Consider the following 18062-nt stretch of genomic DNA (forward strand, 5'->3'; position numbering starts at 1 on the left):
GTGAGTAAGGTCGACCGGCAGGATTTCGGCGGAAACGGCGAAGCCCAGAGTGAGGTAGGATCCGCGCCGGTTTCGATCGGAGAGACGTTCCCGCTTTCTCCCGCGCAACTGGGTATCTGGTATGCCCAGCACCTCGATCCCGAGGTGCCGATCGTCATCGCGCAGTATGTGGATCTGCGCGGCGCCCTCGACCTGCCCGTGCTCGAACGCGCCCTGCTGGACACCGGCCGCGAGCTGGGCGCCGGGGCCCTGCGGATCGTGGAGATCGACGGCCTGCCCCGCCAGTACCTCGATGCCGATTTCGATGATCGGCTGCCGTATCTCGATCTGCGCGGCGAGGCCGATCCCGAGGCCGCGGCCCAGGCGTGGATGCGCGCCGACTACGGGCAGCCCTGGGACCTGGTGGCCGGGCAGCTGGTCCGGCCCACGGTGCTGCACCTGACCGACAACCGGTGGTTCTGGTACATGCGGGCGCACCACATCGCCCTGGACGGCTACGGCGCGGTCGCGAACCTGCGCCGGATCGCGGAGCGGTACACCGCCTACGTCACGGACACCGAGGTGCCGGCCTCGAAGATCGTGGGGCTGCCCGAGCTGGTGGACGCGGAACTGGCCTATCGGGATTCGGCGCGCTTCGAATCGGATCGGCGGTACTGGGCCGAGAAGGTCGCGGGCCTGGCGGCCGGATCGGGGCTCACCGGCCGCTCGGCGCCGCCCGCGGCGGTGCACCGGCTGGCCTCGGCGACGCTGGCCACGGACCGGCAGGCGGTGCTGGACGCCGCGGTGACCCGGTTCGAATCCTCGGCCGCGGGCCTGCTGATCGCGGCCTTCGCGACCTATCTGGCGCAGTGGACCGGCGCCGAAGAGGTGATCCTGAGCCTGCCGGTGACCGGTCGGGTCACCGCGGCGATGCGCCGCGCCGGCGGCGCCACCTCCAACATCGTGCCGCTGCGGCTGCGCGTCGGTTACGGCACCACCGTCGCGGAGCTGCTGCACCAGGTACAGGTCGAGGTGTCGGGGGCGCTGCGGCATCAGCGGTACCGGCACGAGGACATCCGCCGCGACAACGCCGGCGCCGGGGCCGTCACCACCGAATTCTTCGGGCCGTGGGTCAACATCATGCTGTTCCACGACGAATTCGCCCTCGGCGAGCTGACCGGCCGGATGCATGTGCTGTCGACCGGATCCATCGAGGATCTGGGCGTCAACCTGTACCAGACCGACGCCGGCACCCGGATCGACTTCGAGACCAACCCGAACCTGTACGGCGACAACGAGACTCGTGACCATCACCACCGGTTCCTGGAATTCTTCGACCGCTTCCTCGCCACCGGCGCCGACCGGGCCGTGTGGTCGCTGCCGATCACCACCGGCGCCGAACTCGGCCGCACCCTGACCACCTGGAACGACAGCGCGCATCCGGTGCCGGACACCACGCTGACCGCGCTGCTGACCGCCGGGCTCGACAACGCCGAACCGGACGCGATCGCGGTCCGATTCGGCGCGTCGACGCTGACCTACGCCGCCTTCGAGGCACGGGTCAACCGGCTGGCGCGGCGGCTGATCGCCGACGGCGTCGGGCCGGAATCGCTGGTGGCACTGGGGATGCGGCGCTCGCTGGACCTGGTCGTCGGCATGCACGCGGTGCTGCACGCCGGTGGCGCGTACGTGCCGATCGATCCCGATCATCCCGCCGACCGCACCGCCTACATCCTCGGCAGCGCCGATCCGGTGTGCGTGCTCACCACCAGCGGCGACGGGCTCGAACTGCCGGCCGGCATCCGCCGCGTGGACCTCGACACCCTCGATCTGTCCGGCTTCCCCGACGGCACGGTCACCGAGGCGGAGCGGCGCGGCGCGCTGCGGCCGGACAACACCGCCTACGTGATCTACACCTCCGGTTCCACCGGCCGGCCCAAGGGCGTCGCGGTCACCCACCACGCGATCGTCAATCAGCAGCTGTGGATGCTCGACCGGTACCGGCTGTCCTCGGACGACGTATATCTGCAGAAGACCGCCACCACCTTCGACGTCTCGCTGTGGGGGTATTTCCTGCCGCTGCTGGCCGGTGCGACCCTGATCGTCGCCGATCCCGACGGGCACCGCGATCCGCTGTACGTCGCCGATCTGATCGAACGGCACCGGGTGACGGTCACGGATTTCGTGCCGTCCATGCTGACCGTGTTCGCGGGCCGGGCCACCGCCGCCGGATGTGCTTCGCTGCGCGCGGTTTTCGTGATCGGTGAGGCGCTGCCGCCGGAAACCGCGAGCGCATTCCGGGCGATCTCCGCGGCCGGACTGCACAACCTCTACGGACCGACCGAGGCGGCCGTTTCCGCGACCAGTCACGAAACGACCGCGGACGATACGGTCACCGTCCCGATCGGTGTTCCGGAATGGAATGTCGGCGTTCATGTTCTGGATGCGCGGCTGCGGCCGGTCCCGGTGGGCGCGCCGGGTGAATTGTATTTGTCCGGAGGGCAATTGGCCCGCGGATATCGGGGCCGCGCCGATCTCACCGCCGACCGATTCGTCGCGAATCCGTTCGCCGGATCCGGGTCGCGAATGTATCGCACCGGAGATCTGGTCCGCTGGGCCGCACGCGCGGACGACACCGGAGTTCTGGAATATATCGGCCGCACCGATTTCCAGGTGAAATTCCGCGGCCAGCGGATCGAACTCGGCGAGATCGAAACGGTGCTGCTGGCATATCCGGCCGTCGGGCAGGCGGTCGTGCTGGTCGCCGAGACCCCGGCCGGGCAGCATCTGGCCGGCTATGTCGTGCCCGCGCCGGACGCCACGGTGGACGCCGCCGCGCTCACCCGGTTCGCCGCCGGCCGGTTGCCCGCGTACATGGTGCCGGCGTCGATCACGGTCCTGGACGCGTTGCCGCTCAACACCTCCGGCAAGCTGGATCGGAAAGCCTTGCCGCAGCCCGTGTTCCGCGGCGACGCGGCCGGATATCGGGCGCCGGGCAGCCCGGCGGAGCAGATCGTGGCGGGTGTGTTCGCCGAGGTGCTCGGCCGGGAGCGGGTCGGCGCGGACGACGACTTCTTCGCGCTCGGCGGCAATTCGCTGGTCGCCACCCAGTTGGTGGCCCGCGTCTCCGACGCGTTCGGTATCCGGCTCGGGGTGCGAGCGGTGTTCGAGACCCCGACCGTCGCCGGGATCGCGGCACGGGCCGCGGCCACGCCGGCGAGCGGCGATCGGCCGCCGCTGGTGGCCCGGACGCTGCCGGAACGGGTGCCGCTGTCGCTCGCGCAGCAGCGGATGTGGTTCCTCAACCGGTTCGATCCGGCCGCACCGACCTACAACCTGCCGTTCGTGGTGCGGCTGCACGGCGGGGTCGACCTCGCCGCGCTGCACGCGGCGCTGTACGACGTCCTGGCGCGGCAGCAGGCGTTGCGCACCGTCTTCCCGGAATCGAGTGCGGGCGGCCACCAGCGGATCGTGCCCATGTCCGAGGTCGCGCTCGGCATCGACACCGTGCCCGTCTCCCCCGCCGAATTGCCCACGGCCCTGGCGCGATTCGCCGCCGCCGGCTTCGACGTCGGCCGTGAGCTGCCGATCCGCGTGCGGGTGCACCGGATCATCGACGGTGATGCGGCAGGCCCGGAGAACGCCACCGGGCGTGACGAATACGCCGTCGCGTTCGTGCTGCACCACATCGCGGCGGACGGATTCTCCTTCGGCCCGCTGGCGCGCGATATCGCGACCGCCTACGTGGCGCGGACCGCCGGCGCCGAACCCGCATGGGCGCCGCTGCCGGTGCAGTACACCGATTACAGCCTGTGGCAGCGCGAAGTGCTGGGGGCCGAATCCGTTCCGGGCTCGATCGCGGCGCGGCAGATCGCCTATTGGCGGGATGCGCTGGCGGGGTTGCCGGATCAGCTCGAACTGCCCGCGGATCGGCCCCGGCCCGCCGAACCGAGCTACCGGGGCGGCCGGGCGGAGTTCCGGATCGACGCGGAACTGCACGCCGGGCTGTCGAATCTGGCTCGGGCACAGGGCGTCACGGTGTTCATGGTGCTGCACGCGGCGCTGGCGGTCCTGCTGGCGCGGCTGTCGGGCACCACCGACATCGCGATCGGCACCCCGATCGCCGGACGCGGCGAACGGGTCCTCGACAATCTGGTCGGCATGTTCGTCAACACCCTCGTGCTGCGGACCGAGGTCGACCCCGCGGACTCGTTCACCGAAGTGCTCACCCGCACCAGGGAATCGGACCTGGCGGCGTTCGCGCACGCCGACGTGCCGTTCGAGCGGCTGGTGGAGGTCCTCGAACCCACCAGGTCGCAGGCGTGGCATCCGCTGTTCCAGGTGATGCTGTCGTTCCAGGAGATGTCGCACGCCGCACTGGAGATGGGCGAGCTGCGGGTCACCGCCGACGAACTCGACGTCGCCGTCGCCAAATTCGATCTGCAATGGACGCTGACCGAGAACTTCGGCGCGACGGGCGAACCCACCGGAATCGACGCGGTCGCGCAGTTCGCCACCGACCTGTTCGACGCGCCGACCGTGGCGGCGTTCAACACCCGGTTCCTGCGGATCCTGCACGCCGTGACCGCCGATCCCGGTCCGGCCGTGGGCGATATCGCACTGCTCGACGCGGCGGAACTGGCGACGGTGACCGGCGACTGGGCCGTGGCGGGCCCGGACCGCGGCCGCGAGACCACGCTGCCGGAACTGTTCGCGGCCGCCGCCGCCGCGCATCCGGATCGCGTCGCGGTGGTCGCCGGCGGGGAGCGGATCGGCTACCGCGAACTGGACCGCCGCGCGAATCGCCTGGCGCACAAGCTGATCGGGGCCGGTGTCGGTCCCGACACCCTGGTCGCGGTGGCCCTGCCGCGCTCGGCGGAGCTGATCGTGGCCCTGCTGGCGGTGCTGCGGGCCGGTGGCGGCTATCTGCCGATCGACCCGGCGTATCCGGCGGAGCGGATCGCGTTCATGCTGGCGGATGCCACCCCGATCTGCATGGTAACAACCGAGCAACACGAATTGATCGTGCCGAGCGGCCTACCTGTCCTGGCCGTGACCGGCGCGGACGACACCGATCCGGCGACGCCGGACACCCCGGTCCGGCGCGGGATCGCGCGCCCGGACAACATCGCGTACGTCATCTACACCTCCGGCTCCACCGGCCGGCCGAAGGGCGTACCGGTCGCGCACCGCAACGTGGTCCGGCTGTTCGACAACACCCGCGACCTGTTCGGATTCGACGAGCACGACGTGTGGACCATGTTCCACTCCTTCGCCTTCGACTTCTCGGTGTGGGAACTGTGGGGCCCGCTGCTGCACGGCGGCACGCTGGTGGTGGTCGACTTCCACACCTCGCGCGCCCCCGACCGCTTCCTGGAACTGCTGCGCGCGGAACGGGTCACGGTCCTCAACCAGACCCCGTCGGCCTTCCATCAACTCGCCGAGGCGGATCGGCTCGCCCCGGCCCCACTGCCGTTGCGCTACCTCGTCTTCGGTGGCGAGGCGCTCGAAGTGCGCCGTCTCACCGGCTGGTTCGCCCGGCACGGCGACACCGCGCCGCGGCTGATCAACATGTACGGCATCACCGAGACCACCGTGCACGTGACGTACCGGCCGCTGGACGCGGCCGTGACCACGGCCACCGGCAGCCCGGTCGGCCGGCCGCTACCGGGCCTGCGAATCCTGCTGCTGGACAACCGGCTACGGCCCGTCCCGGCCGGGGTGCCGGGCGAGATCTACCTCGGCGGAGCCCAGGTGGCGCGCGGCTATCTCGGCCGCGCGGCCCTGTCGGCGGCGCGGTTCGTCGCCGACCCGTTCGGTGTGCCGGGCTCCCGGTTGTACCGATCCGGCGACCTCGCCCGGTGGAGTCCGGACGGGGAACTGCTGCACCTGGGCCGCGCCGACGATCAGGTCAAGGTGCGCGGCTTCCGGATCGAACCGGGTGAGATCGAGGCGGCGATACTGGCGCTGCCGGAGATCGCCCAGGCCGCGGTGATCGTCCGGGGCGACGAGCGGCTCGGCGACCGGCTGGTCGCCTATCTGGTGCCCGACGGCGACCTCGATCCGGCGGCGATCCGGGCCGCCCTGCAGCGGGATCTGCCGGCCCACATGGTGCCCGCCGCGTTCGTGGTGCTGGACGCGATTCCGTTGACCCCCAACGGGAAACTGGATCGGCGGGCATTGCCCGCACCGGTCTTCGAGGTCCGCGAATTCGAGGCCCCGACGACTCCCATCGAGGAGATCGTCGCCCGGATCTTCGGCGAGATACTCGAACTCGGCCCGGACCGCCACGTCGGCCGGCACGACGATTTCTTCACCCTCGGCGGCAATTCGCTGATCGCGACCCAAGCCGCGGCCCGGCTCGGTATCGCACTGCACACCCAGGTGCCGGTGCGCACCCTGTTCGAGGCGTCGACGGTCGCGGCGCTCGCGGCCCGGGTGGAATCACAGGTCGGCAGCGGTGCGCGTAAGGCGTTGGTGGCGCGGCAGCGGCCGGAGGAGGTTCCGCTGTCGTTGGCGCAGCAGCGGATGTGGTTTTTGAATCGTTTCGATAGTGGTAATGCGGTCAATAATATTCCGGTTGCTATTCGGTTGTCGGGTGAGTTGGATGTGGCGGCGTTGCAGGTGGCGGTGATCGATGTGATCGATCGTCATGAGTCGTTGCGGACGGTGTTTCCGGAGACGGGGAATGGTCCGGTGCAGGTGGTGTTGGATGCGGCGCAGATTGTGCCGGATTTGACGCCGGTGCCGGTGACGGAGGGGAATTTGATCGATCATCTGGTCGAGTTGGCGTCGATGGCGTTCGATGTGACCAGTGAGGTGCCGTTGCATGCGCGGTTGTTCGAGGTCAGTGAGACCGAGTTCGTGCTGGGGATGGTGGTGCATCATATTTCTGCTGATGGTTGGTCGATGGGGCCGTTGGCGCGGGATGTGATGGTGGCGTATGCGGCGCGGACGTCGTGGGAGCAGCCGGCGTGGGCGGCGTTGCCGGTGCAGTATGCGGATTATGCGTTGTGGCAGCGGGAGGTTTTGGGGTCGGAGGAGGATGGGGGGTCGTTGATTTCGGGGCAGATCGGGTATTGGGTGGGGCGTTTGGCGGGGGTGCCGGATGAGTTGGTGTTGCCGTGGGATCGTCCGCGTCCGCCGGTGGCCAGTTATCGGGGTGGGACGTATCCGTTTGTGGTGTCGGCGGGGTTGCAGCGGCGGTTGGTGGAGTTGGGGCGGCGGGAGAATGCGTCGTTGTTCATGGTGATGCATGCGGCGTTGGCGGTCCTGTTGGCGCGGTTGTCGGGGACGGGGGATATTGCGGTGGGGACGCCGGTGGCGGGGCGTGGTGAGGCGGCGTTGGATGATTTGATCGGGATGTTTGTGAATACGCTGGTGTTGCGGGTGCCGGTGGCGGCGGGGGCGGGGTTCACGCAGGTGCTGGCGGGGGTGCGGGATGCGGATTTGCAGGGGTTCGCGCATGCGGATGTGCCTTTCGAGCGGTTGGTGGAGGTGTTGAATCCGTCGCGGTCGCAGGCGCGGCATCCGTTGTTCCAGGTGATGTTGACGTTCCAGAACACGCGGCAGGCGAGTTTGGAGTTGCCGGGGTTGCGGGTGTCGCCGGTGGAGTACGACTCGCGGTTGGCGAAGTTCGATTTGCAGTTGACGTTGCAGGAGGTGGCGGACCGTCATGGGGAGGTGGCGGGGATGTCGGCGGAGTTCTCGTATGCGCGGGATTTGTTCGATGAGGCGACGGTGGCGGGGTTCGCGGCGCGGTTGGATCGGATTCTGGCGGCGGTGGTCGCCGATCCCGGCGCGCCGGTGGGGGATATCGATGTGTTGTCCACCGATGAGCATGCGCGGGTGTTGACCCTCTGGAACGACACCCACCACGCCCTCCCCCGGGCCTCCTCGGATATCCGCACGGAGGATGGACCGGCGGCGCACACGCTGGTGTCGCTGTTCGAGGAGCAGGTCGCGGCGACGCCGGATGCGGTGGCGCTGGTGTTCGAGGGTGAGCAGCTCACCTATGCCGAGTTCGCGGCGCGGGTGCATCGGCTGGCCCGGCGGCTGGTGGCCGGCGGTGTCGGCCCGGAATCGCTTGTCGCGGTGGCGATGCGGCGCTCGGTGGACCTGCTGGTCGCGGTGTACGCCACGCTCGAGGCCGGTGGCGGCTATCTGCCGCTCGACCCGGACCAGCCCGCCGACCGCATCGACTACGTGCTGCACACCGCGGCACCGGTATGCGTACTGACCACGGACCGGGATCTGGGCTCGGTACCGCACCTCGAGACCGCCCTGCAACACGACATCGTGCTCGTGGTCGACGACCTGGACATGTCGGCCTGGCCGTCCGGGCCGCTCACCGCGACGGAACAGCTTGCGCCACTGTCGGATTCGAACACCGCCTATGTGATCTTCACGTCGGGTTCGACGGGACGGCCGAAGGGTGTGGCGGTCACGCATGCGGCGATCGTGAACCGGTTGTTGTGGATGCAGCACGAGTATCCGCTGACCGCCGCGGATGTGGTGTTGCAGAAGACTCCGGCGACGTTCGATGTGTCGGTGTGGGAGTTGTTCTGGCCGTTGCAGACCGGTGCGCGGCTGGTGATCGCGCGTCCGGACGGGCATCGCGATCCGGTGTATCTGGCCCGGGTCATCGCCGAACACGGTGTCACGACCGCGCATTTCGTGCCGTCGATGCTGTCGGTGTTCGTGTCGGCACTGGACACCGCCGCGGTGGAACCGCTGGGTGTCGCCGCGGTGGAACCGCGCGATGCCTCTGTGGTGGGACCGCGCGATGGCACCGCGATCGAATCGCGCGATGGCACCGGTCCGGTGGTGTCGCCGGGGAGTTTGCGGCAGGTGTTCGCTTCCGGTGAGGCGTTGCCGGCGGCGACGGCGCAGCGGTTGCGGGAGTTGACCGGTGCGCGGTTGCACAATCTGTACGGGCCGACCGAGGCCGCGGTGGATGTCACGTATCACGAAGTGGCCGCTGCGGATACGGTGACGGTGCCGATCGGCCGGCCGGTGTGGAACACGCGGGTGTATGTGCTCGATGCCCGGTTGCATCCGGTGGCGCCGGGGGTGCCGGGTGAGTTGTATCTGGCGGGTGCGCAGTTGGCGCGGGGGTATCTGGGGCGGGCGGATCTGTCGGCGGATCGGTTCGTGGCCGATCCGTTCTGGGAGTCCGGTGAGCGGATGTACCGTACCGGTGATCTGGTGGCGTGGACCGCTACCGGGGAGTTGAATTATCTGGGCCGCACCGACTTCCAGGTGAAGTTGCGCGGCCTGCGCATCGAACTCGGCGAGATCGAGGCGGCACTGCTCGGACAACCGGGCATCGCACAATCGGTGGTCGTCGTGCACCACGACCCGCACGCGGGCGACCGGCTGACCGGGTACGTCGTGCCCGAGCCGGACGTCACCGTCGCGGTCGACACCGTGAAAACGGTGCTGGCACAGTCGCTTCCGCAGTACATGATCCCGGCCTCGATCGTGGTGCTGGACGGGTTCCCGCTCAACGCCTCCGGCAAGCTGGACCGGAAGGCGCTGCCGGTGCCGGAGTTCGAACCGCGCCGGTTCCGGGCACCTGCGACGCCGACCGAAGAGGTCGTCGCGCAGATCTTCACGGAGTTGCTCGGGGTGGCGCGCGTCGGCGCCGACGACGACTTCTTCGAGCTCGGCGGCAACTCGCTGGTCGCCACCCAGGTCGTGGCACGCCTGTCGGCGGCGCTGCGGACCGAGGTGGGTGTGCGGACCGTCTTCGAGGCGCCGACCGTCGCCGCGCTCGCCGCGCGGGCGGACGCGCGGCCCGGCGCGACGACCCGGCCGCCGCTGGTACCGCAGCAGCAACCGGAACGGGTGCCGTTGTCACCCGCGCAGCAACGGATCTGGTTCCTCAACCGATTCGATCCCGCCGCGCCGACCTACAACCTGCCCTTCGCCGTCCGGCTGCGCGGCGCGGTCGATCTCGGCGCGCTGCGGGCGGCGCTGCGCGATGTCGTCGACCGCCAGCAGACGCTGCGGACCGTCTTCCCCGAGGCAGCCGACGGCGCGTGGCAGCAGGTGCTCGCCGCCGACGAGGTGCGATTCGACCTCGCCGTGCACGACACCGTGCCCGCCGAACTGCCCACCGCGCTGGCCGCATTCGCCGCGGCCGGGTTCGACGTGGTCCGGGAGGCGCCCGTGCGGGTGCGGATCCTCCGGCTCGCCGACGAGGACCATGTCGTCGCCCTCGTCCTGCATCACATTGCGGCGGACGGTTTCTCGTTCGGGCCGCTCGCGGCGGACCTCGCCGCCGCCTACACCGCCCGCGCGGCCGGGCACGGCCCGGCGTGGACGCCGCTGCCGGTCCAGTATCGCGACTACAGCATCTGGCAGCGCGCACTGCTCGGCGACGAATCCGACCCCGCATCGCTCGCGGCCCGCGAAATCGCCTTCTGGCGGGAGACTCTCGCGGGTCTGCCCGAGGAACTGAACCTACCGGCGGCGCGGACCCGGCCCGACCGCGCCACCCACGACGGCGGCAGTGTGGCCTTCCCCCTGCCCGCCGGACTGCACCGCGACCTCACCGAAACGGCTCGGGCACAGGGTGTTTCGGTGTTCATGCTGGTGCACGCCGTGCTGTCGGTGCTGCTGGCCGGGATGTCCGGCGACGACGACATCGCCGTCGGCGCCCCCGTGGCCGGTCGCGGTGAGCCGGGGCTCGATCCGCTCGTCGGCATGTTCGTCAACACGCTCGTGCTGCGCACCCGCGTGGACCGCGCCGAATCCTTCGCCGCGTTGCTGTCCCGGGTCCGCGCCGGCGATCTGGCGGCGTTCGCCCACGCCACCGTGCCGTTCGAACGGCTGGTGGAGGTGCTCGCCCCGGCACGGTCACGGGCCCGGCATCCACTGTTCCAGGTGGCGCTGTCGATGCAGGACCTGCCCGCCACCGAACCGGAACTGCCCGGCCTGACGGTGTCCGCCGCCGAGGTCGCGGTCGACATCGCGAAATTCGACCTGCAGTGGACCCTCACCGAACGGCACGGCGCCGCAGGCGAACCCGAGGGCATCGCCGCGACGCTCCTGTACGCCACCGACCTGTACGACGCGGCCGCGGCCACCGAACTCGCCGACCGCTTCACCCGGCTGCTCACCGCCGCCGTCGCCGCGCCGCTCACCCCGGTCGGCGATCTGCCGCTGGTGTCGGCGGCCGAATACACCGCGCTGACACAGCGTTCCGGCGGCCCGGTGGCCCGGACCGGGCGGCTGCCGGACCTGCTCGCGGCCGCCGCCGTCGCGGCGCCGGAGCGGTTCGCGTTGTGCGGCGCCGACAGTGCGGTGACCTATCGCGAACTCGACGAGCGGTCCACCCGCTGGGCCCGGCTGCTGATCGACCGCGGCGTCGGACCGGACGACATCGTGGCCGTGGGCATTCCACGCTCGCGGGACTCCGTGACCGCGGTCTGGGCCGTCGCCAAATCCGGCGCGGCCTGGCTGCCGATCGATCCCACGCATCCGGCCGACCGGATCGCGCACATGGTCGCCGACTCCGGCGCGGTGCTGGGCCTCACCGTGGACCCGGTACGCGACGCGCTCCCCGGCCCGATCGCGTGGCTGTCCCTCGACGACCACCGGCTGTCCGGCGCCGCAGCGGGATTCGACGTCACCCCGATCACCGACGCGGACCGGATCCGGCCGCTGCGGCCGGATCACCTGGCGTACACGATCTACACCTCCGGCTCGACCGGCCGGCCCAAGGGCGTACTGGTCACCCAGGCCGGCATCGTCGGCCTCGCCGACGAACAGACCGCCCGCTACGCGGGCAGCGCGGACGCGCGCATCCTGCACTTCGCCTCCCCGTCCTTCGACATCTCGGTCGCCGAACTGCTGCTCGCGGTGAATTCGGCCGCCACCCTGGTGATCGCCCCGGCCGGCAGTGCCGCCGGTCCCGAACTGGTGGAACTGCTCTGGGCACAACGCGTCACACACGCCCTCATGACCCCGTCCACCGCCGGATCGCTGGAACCGGCCGCACTGCCGGATCTGCGCACCGTCGCCGTCGGCGGCGAGGCCTGCCCGCCCGATCTGGTGCGGCGCTGCGCGGACGCCGGCGTCGACCTGATCAACGCGTACGGGCCGACGGAAACCACTGTCGTCGTGGACATCTCCGCGCCGCTGCGGGCCGGGGAGCCGATCGTCATCGGCGAACCGCTGCGCGGGGTCCGGGAATGGGTGCTCGACGATCGGCTGCGGCCGGTGCCCGCCGGCGTGGCCGGCGAACTGTACGTCGCCGGTGCGCAACTGGCGCGGGGCTACCACGGGCGGCCCGGCCTCACCGCGGACCGGTTCGTGGCCTGCCCGTGGATGCGCGGCGAACGCATGTACCGCACCGGCGATCTGGTCCGGCGTACCGCCGGTGGCGCGCTGGAATATCTGGGCCGCAACGACTTCCAGGTGAAGATCCGCGGCTTCCGGATCGAGCTCGGCGAGATCGAGGCGGCGCTCGGACAGTCCCCCGGGGTGCGGCGGGCGTTCGTGATCGTCCGCGCGGACCCCCGCCGCGGTGACCATCTGGTGGCCTACCTCGTCCCGGAGGCCGGGCCGATCGACCTCGACGACGTCCGCACGGTGGCGGCGGCCCGGCTGCCCGGTTACATGGTGCCCGCGGCATTCGCCGTCCTGGACTCGATCCCGTTGACGCCGAACGGGAAACTGGATCAGCGCGCGCTGCCCGCACCGGAGTACCGCACCCAGGAGTTCCGGGCGCCCGCGACCGCCGCGGAGCAGGCGGTCGCGGCGGTGTTCACCGAACTGCTCGGCGCCGACCGGGTCGGCGCCGACGACGACTTCTTCGCCCTCGGCGGCAATTCGCTGCTCGCGACCCGGGTGGTGGCGCGACTCGGCGCCGCACTCGAGACCGACGTGCCGGTGCGCCTGTTGTTCGAGGCGTCGACGGTGTCCGACCTGGCGGCCCGCCTCGAGCCCGAGATCGGCCGGGGCGCACGGCGAATCCCGATCGCCGCCACCCGGTCGGACCGGGTGCCGCTGTCACCCGCCCAGCAGCGGATGTGGTTCCTCAACCGGTACGACCCGTCGTCACCGGTCTACAACCTCCCGATGGCGATCCGCCTGTCCGGCGAACTCGACACCGCCGCACTGGAATCGGCGGTGCACGACGTGCTCGAGCGGCACGAGTCGCTGCGCACCCGTTACCCCGAGGACGGCGACGGCGCCCGGCAGGTGGTCGTGCCCGCCGCGCAGGTGACGCCGGATCTGCGGGTCCGGCCGATCACCGCAGCCGGACTCGCCGACGCGATCACCGAGTTCGCCTCGCTCGGATTCGATGTGGCACAGCGGGTTCCGGTCCGCACCAGACTGTTCCGGCGTACCGACACCGCACCGGAGAGTGTCGAGCACATCCTCGTCCTGGTGGTGCACCACATCGCCGCCGACGGCTTCTCGCTGGGCCCGCTCGCCCGCGACGTGGCAACGGCGTACGCCGCGCGGTTGTCCGGCACCGCACCCGGCTGGCCGGCGCTGCCCGTCCGGTACGCGGATTACACCGTGTGGCAACGTGATCGGCTCGGCACCGAGGACGATCCGCAGTCCCTCGCGACACGCCAGCTCGACCATTGGCGCCGCACTCTCGACGGCATTCCCGACGAACTCGCACTGCCCACGGACCGGCCCCGTCCGGCGGTCGCCTCGCAGCGCGGCGCCACCGTGCACCACCTGTTGCCGGCGACGCTGACCGCCGTGCTGGAAGATATCGCGCGCCGCAACGGCTCCACGCTGTTCATGGCGCTGCACGCCACCCTGGCGATCCTGCTGAGCAAGCTGTCCGGCGGCGCGGACATCGTCGTCGGCACCCCGGTCGCCGGGCGTGGTGACGCCGTCCTGGACGGCGTGGTGGGCATGTTCGTCAACACCCTGGTGCTGCGCACCGAGGTACGGCCGGACGAATCGTTCACGGAACTGCTCCGGCGCGTGCGTGATTCCGATCTCGCGGCCTTCGATCACGCCGAACTGCCGTTCGAGCGCCTCGTGGAGGTGCTGGCGCCGCACCGCTCGCAGGCCCGCAACCCGTTGTTCCAGATCGTGCTGGCGTATCAGAACATCGACCGCGGCAGCCTGGTCCTGCCCGGGCTGACGGTGTCGCCGGTCGACCTCGAGGAGACGGCCGCACGCTTCGACCTCCAGTTCACCCTGTCCGACCTGCGCAACGAATCAGACAGTGACGCAGCGAATTCCGGACTCGCGTTGGCGTCGACCTATGCCACGGATCTGTTCGACGACAGCACCGTGGTGGAGTTGGTGCAGCGGTGGGTGCGGGTGCTGGAGACGGTCGCTGCTGATGCGGGGACGTCGGTCGGTGCGATCGATGTCCTGGATGTGGCCGAGCGTGCGGATCTGGTGGCGCGCACCGGTCTTCCCGCGGAGCCGGTGCGCACGTTGCCGGAATTGCTGGCGGCGGCGGTCGCGGTGAATCCGGACGGTCCCGCGGTGGTGTTCACTCCGCTCGACGGCACGGGCCGGCGGAGCCGGTCCTATACCGAGCTCGATCAACGGTCGAATCGGTTGGCGCGTCTGCTGATCGCGCGGGGGATCGGCGCCGAGGATCTGGTGGCGGTCGCGGTGCCGCGTTCGGACGAGTCGTATCTGGCCGAGTGGGCGGTGTCGAAGACCGGCGCGGCGTTCGTGCCGATCGACCCGACCTATCCCGGTGACCGGATCGCGCACATGGTCACCGATTCCGGATCGCCGGTGGGTGTGACGGTGTCGTCGGTACGCGCGGGACTGCCGGACTCGGTGGACTGGCTGATCCTCGACGAACAATCCCTCGACGAATACCCGGCCGGTGCGGTGACCGACGCCGAGCGCGTGCGACCGCTGCGGCCGCACCATCCCGCGTATGTGATCTACACGTCCGGTTCGACCGGTCTGCCCAAGGGTGTCGTCGTCACGCATGCGGGTCTGGCGAACTTCACCGCTGAGCAGAACGCTCGTTACGAGGTCGATTCCGGTACGCGGGCACTGCATTTCGCGTCGCCGAGCTTCGACGCGTCGATACTGGAATTTCTGCTCGCGATCGGTGCCGGTGGCACGCTGGTGGTGGTCCCGCCGGGTATCTACGGTGGCGACGAGCTCACCGACCTGATCCGCCGTGAGGGCGCGACGCACACCTTCCTGACTCCGTCGGTGCTGGCGTCGCTGGACCCGGCAGCGCTGACCGGTATGCACACGGTGGTGGCCGGTGGTGAGGCGGTCCCGGCGGATCTGGTCGCGAAATGGGGTGCCGCGGCGGATATTCCGGGCCGGGCCCGCCGGTTCTACAACGGGTACGGGCCGACCGAGACCACGATCATGACCAATATCAGCGAACCGCTGGCCGCGGGTGATCCGGTCACCATCGGTGGCCCGATCCGCGGTATGCAATCGCTGATCCTCGATGCCCGGTTGCGGCCGGTGCCGGTCGGTGTCGCCGGTGAACTGTATCTGTCGGGGATCCAGCTCGCGCGTGGCTATCACGCGCGGGCGGGGTTGACCGGTGAGCGGTTCGTGGCCAACCCGTATGCCGCCGGGGAGCGGATGTACCGCACCGGTGACGTGGTGCGCTGGACCCGGCACGGCGAGGTCGAATACGTCGGCCGTTCCGACTTCCAGGTCAAAGTCCGTGGTTTCCGGATCGAACTCGGCGAGATCGATGCCGCGCTGGCCGCACACGAGACCGTCGACTTCGCGGTCACCGTCGGCCACGAGAACACCGCCGGAGTCACCTCGCTGGTGTCGTATGTGGTTGCCGCACACGATGCCTCGATCGACACCACGGTATTGACCGAATACGTCGAGCAACGACTGCCGGGTTACATGGTGCCCTCGTCGATCATGGTGATCGACCGGATCCCACTGACACCGATCGGCAAACTCGACCGGAAAGCGTTGCCCGAGCCCGTGTTCACGGCCGCCGCTTTCCGCGCCCCCGAAACCGCGGCCGAACGTGCCGTGGCGGACACGATCGCCGGACTGCTCGGCCTGGACCGAGTCGGGCGCGACGACAACTTCTTCGCCCTCGGCGGCAATTCACTCGTCGCCACCCGGGTCGCGGCCCGGCTCGCGGCGGAGCTGTCCGTCGGTGTGCCGGTGCGCTGGCTGTTCGAGGCGCCGACCGTCGCGGCACTGGCCACTCGACTGGAGACCGGAGCGAGATTCGCCACCCGGATCCCGCTGACCGCACGGCCGCGACCGGCCGCGATCACCCTGCCGGACGGCGAACTCGCGCAACTGATTCCGCTGTCACCGGCGCAACAGCGAATCTGGTTCCTCAACCGGCTGGACCCGCACAGCACCGCCAACAACGTGCCACTGGTGCTGCGTCTCACCGGCTCACTGCATCTCGCGGCCCTCGTCGCCGCCGTGCGCGACGTGCTGACCCGGCACGAGACCCTGCGCACCGTCTATCCCGAATTCGGTGGCGTCGGAGCACAACGGGTGCTGCCGATGTCGGAGATCCGTGTCGACCTGATCGCCGAGCCGGTCGCCGCGGCCGACGTACCGGCCCGGCTGACCGAAATGGTTCACACCTGCTTCGATGTGACCACCGAGGTCCCGCTGCGGGCCGGCCTGCTCCGGATCGACGGCGACCCGGACCGGCACCTGCTGGTACTGGTGATGCACCACATCGGTACCGACGGCTTCTCGTTCCGGCCGTTGGTCCGCGACGTGACGATCGCCTACCGCGCTCGCCTGTCCGATACCGAACCGGGCTGGCAGCCGACTGCGGTCCAGTATGCCGACTACACGTTGTGGCAGCGAGAGATACTGGGCTCCGAACAGGATCCGGACTCCCTCGGTGCCGCGCAGATCGACTACTGGACGAGAACATTGGCGGACCTGCCCGCCGATCTCGGCCTGCCCGCCGATCGCCCCCGTCCGGCCGTGGCCTCGGATCACGGTGCGGTGCATCGCTTCTCGATCGACGGGTCATTGCTGGAAGCGGCGGTCGCGCTGGCCACCGAACACGATACGACCCTGTTCATGGTGCTGCACGCGGCGTTCGCGACACTGCTGGCCCGGATGTCCGGCACCGGCGACATCGTCATCGGCACCCCCGTCGCCGGCCGCGGCGAGCCCGCGCTCGACGATCTGATCGGCATGTTCGTCAATACCCTGGTCCTGCGCACCGAGGTACCGTCCGACCGGTCGTTCCGCGACCTGCTGGGTTCGGTCCGCTCGACCGATCTCGCCGCATTCGAACACGCCGACCTGCCGTTCGAGCGGCTGGTGGAGATCCTCAACCCGGTGCGCTCGCAGGCCCGGCATCCCCTGTTCCAGGTGATGCTGTCCTTCCAGAACATCGAACGGCCCGCACTGGAGTTGGCCGGACTGACGATCTCCGCCGTCGAATTGCCGGTCGACACCGCCAAATTCGACCTGCAACTGGTGCTCTCACCACCACCGCCGGGAGCCGAAGCGACCGGCATGGCCGCCGAATTCGTCTACGCCACCGATCTTTTCGATGCCGGGACGGTAGCGACCCTGGCGGACCGCCTGGTGCGGCTGCTGGCCGGGGCGATCGCCGATCCGGCGGCGGCCGTCGGTGATCTCGAACTGCTCGACGCCGCCGAGCGGCACGGACTGCTGGCCGAACGGAACGCGACCACCCACGACCTCGACACGGTCCCGGGCGGCTCCGCCGCGGCGACGCTGGCGTCCCTGTTCGAGGTGCAGGTGGCGCGCGGCCCCGAGACGCCCGCGCTGACGTTCGAGGGGACGAGTCTGTCCTATGCCGAATTCGCGGGCCGGGTACGGCGATTGGCGCGGTGGCTGATCGAGTACGGAGTCACCGCGGAAACACCGGTGGCGCTGGGGATGCGGCGATCCGTCGAGCTCGTGATCGCCATCCACGCGGTGCTCGTGGCCGGTGGCGCGTACGTGCCGCTGGACCCGGATCATCCGGCGAGCCGCCGCCGCTACATCCTCGGGACCGCCCGGCCACTGCTCGTCCTGACCTCGGGTGCCGAGCCGCCGGCCGCGGCGGCGGACGCCATCGATCCGGCGAGTACGTCCGGCACACCCGAGGTCCGCATCGATGCGCTGGACCTCGCACGGTA

1 protein-coding gene (running past one end of the window) is annotated in these 18062 nt (G+C 70.1%); it reads left to right on the forward strand.

Annotated elements, in window-relative coordinates:
* Positions 1-18062: the 5' portion of a non-ribosomal peptide synthase/polyketide synthase gene (locus G361_RS43605; RefSeq protein ID WP_036494118.1), read on the forward strand. It continues 17368 nt past the right edge of the window; the window shows 18062 of its 35430 coding nt (coding positions 1-18062); it begins with the start codon at positions 1-3; its stop codon lies beyond the right edge, outside the window.

It is taken from the genome of Nocardia sp. BMG111209, assembly GCF_000381925.1.
Taxonomy (GTDB): domain Bacteria; phylum Actinomycetota; class Actinomycetes; order Mycobacteriales; family Mycobacteriaceae; genus Nocardia.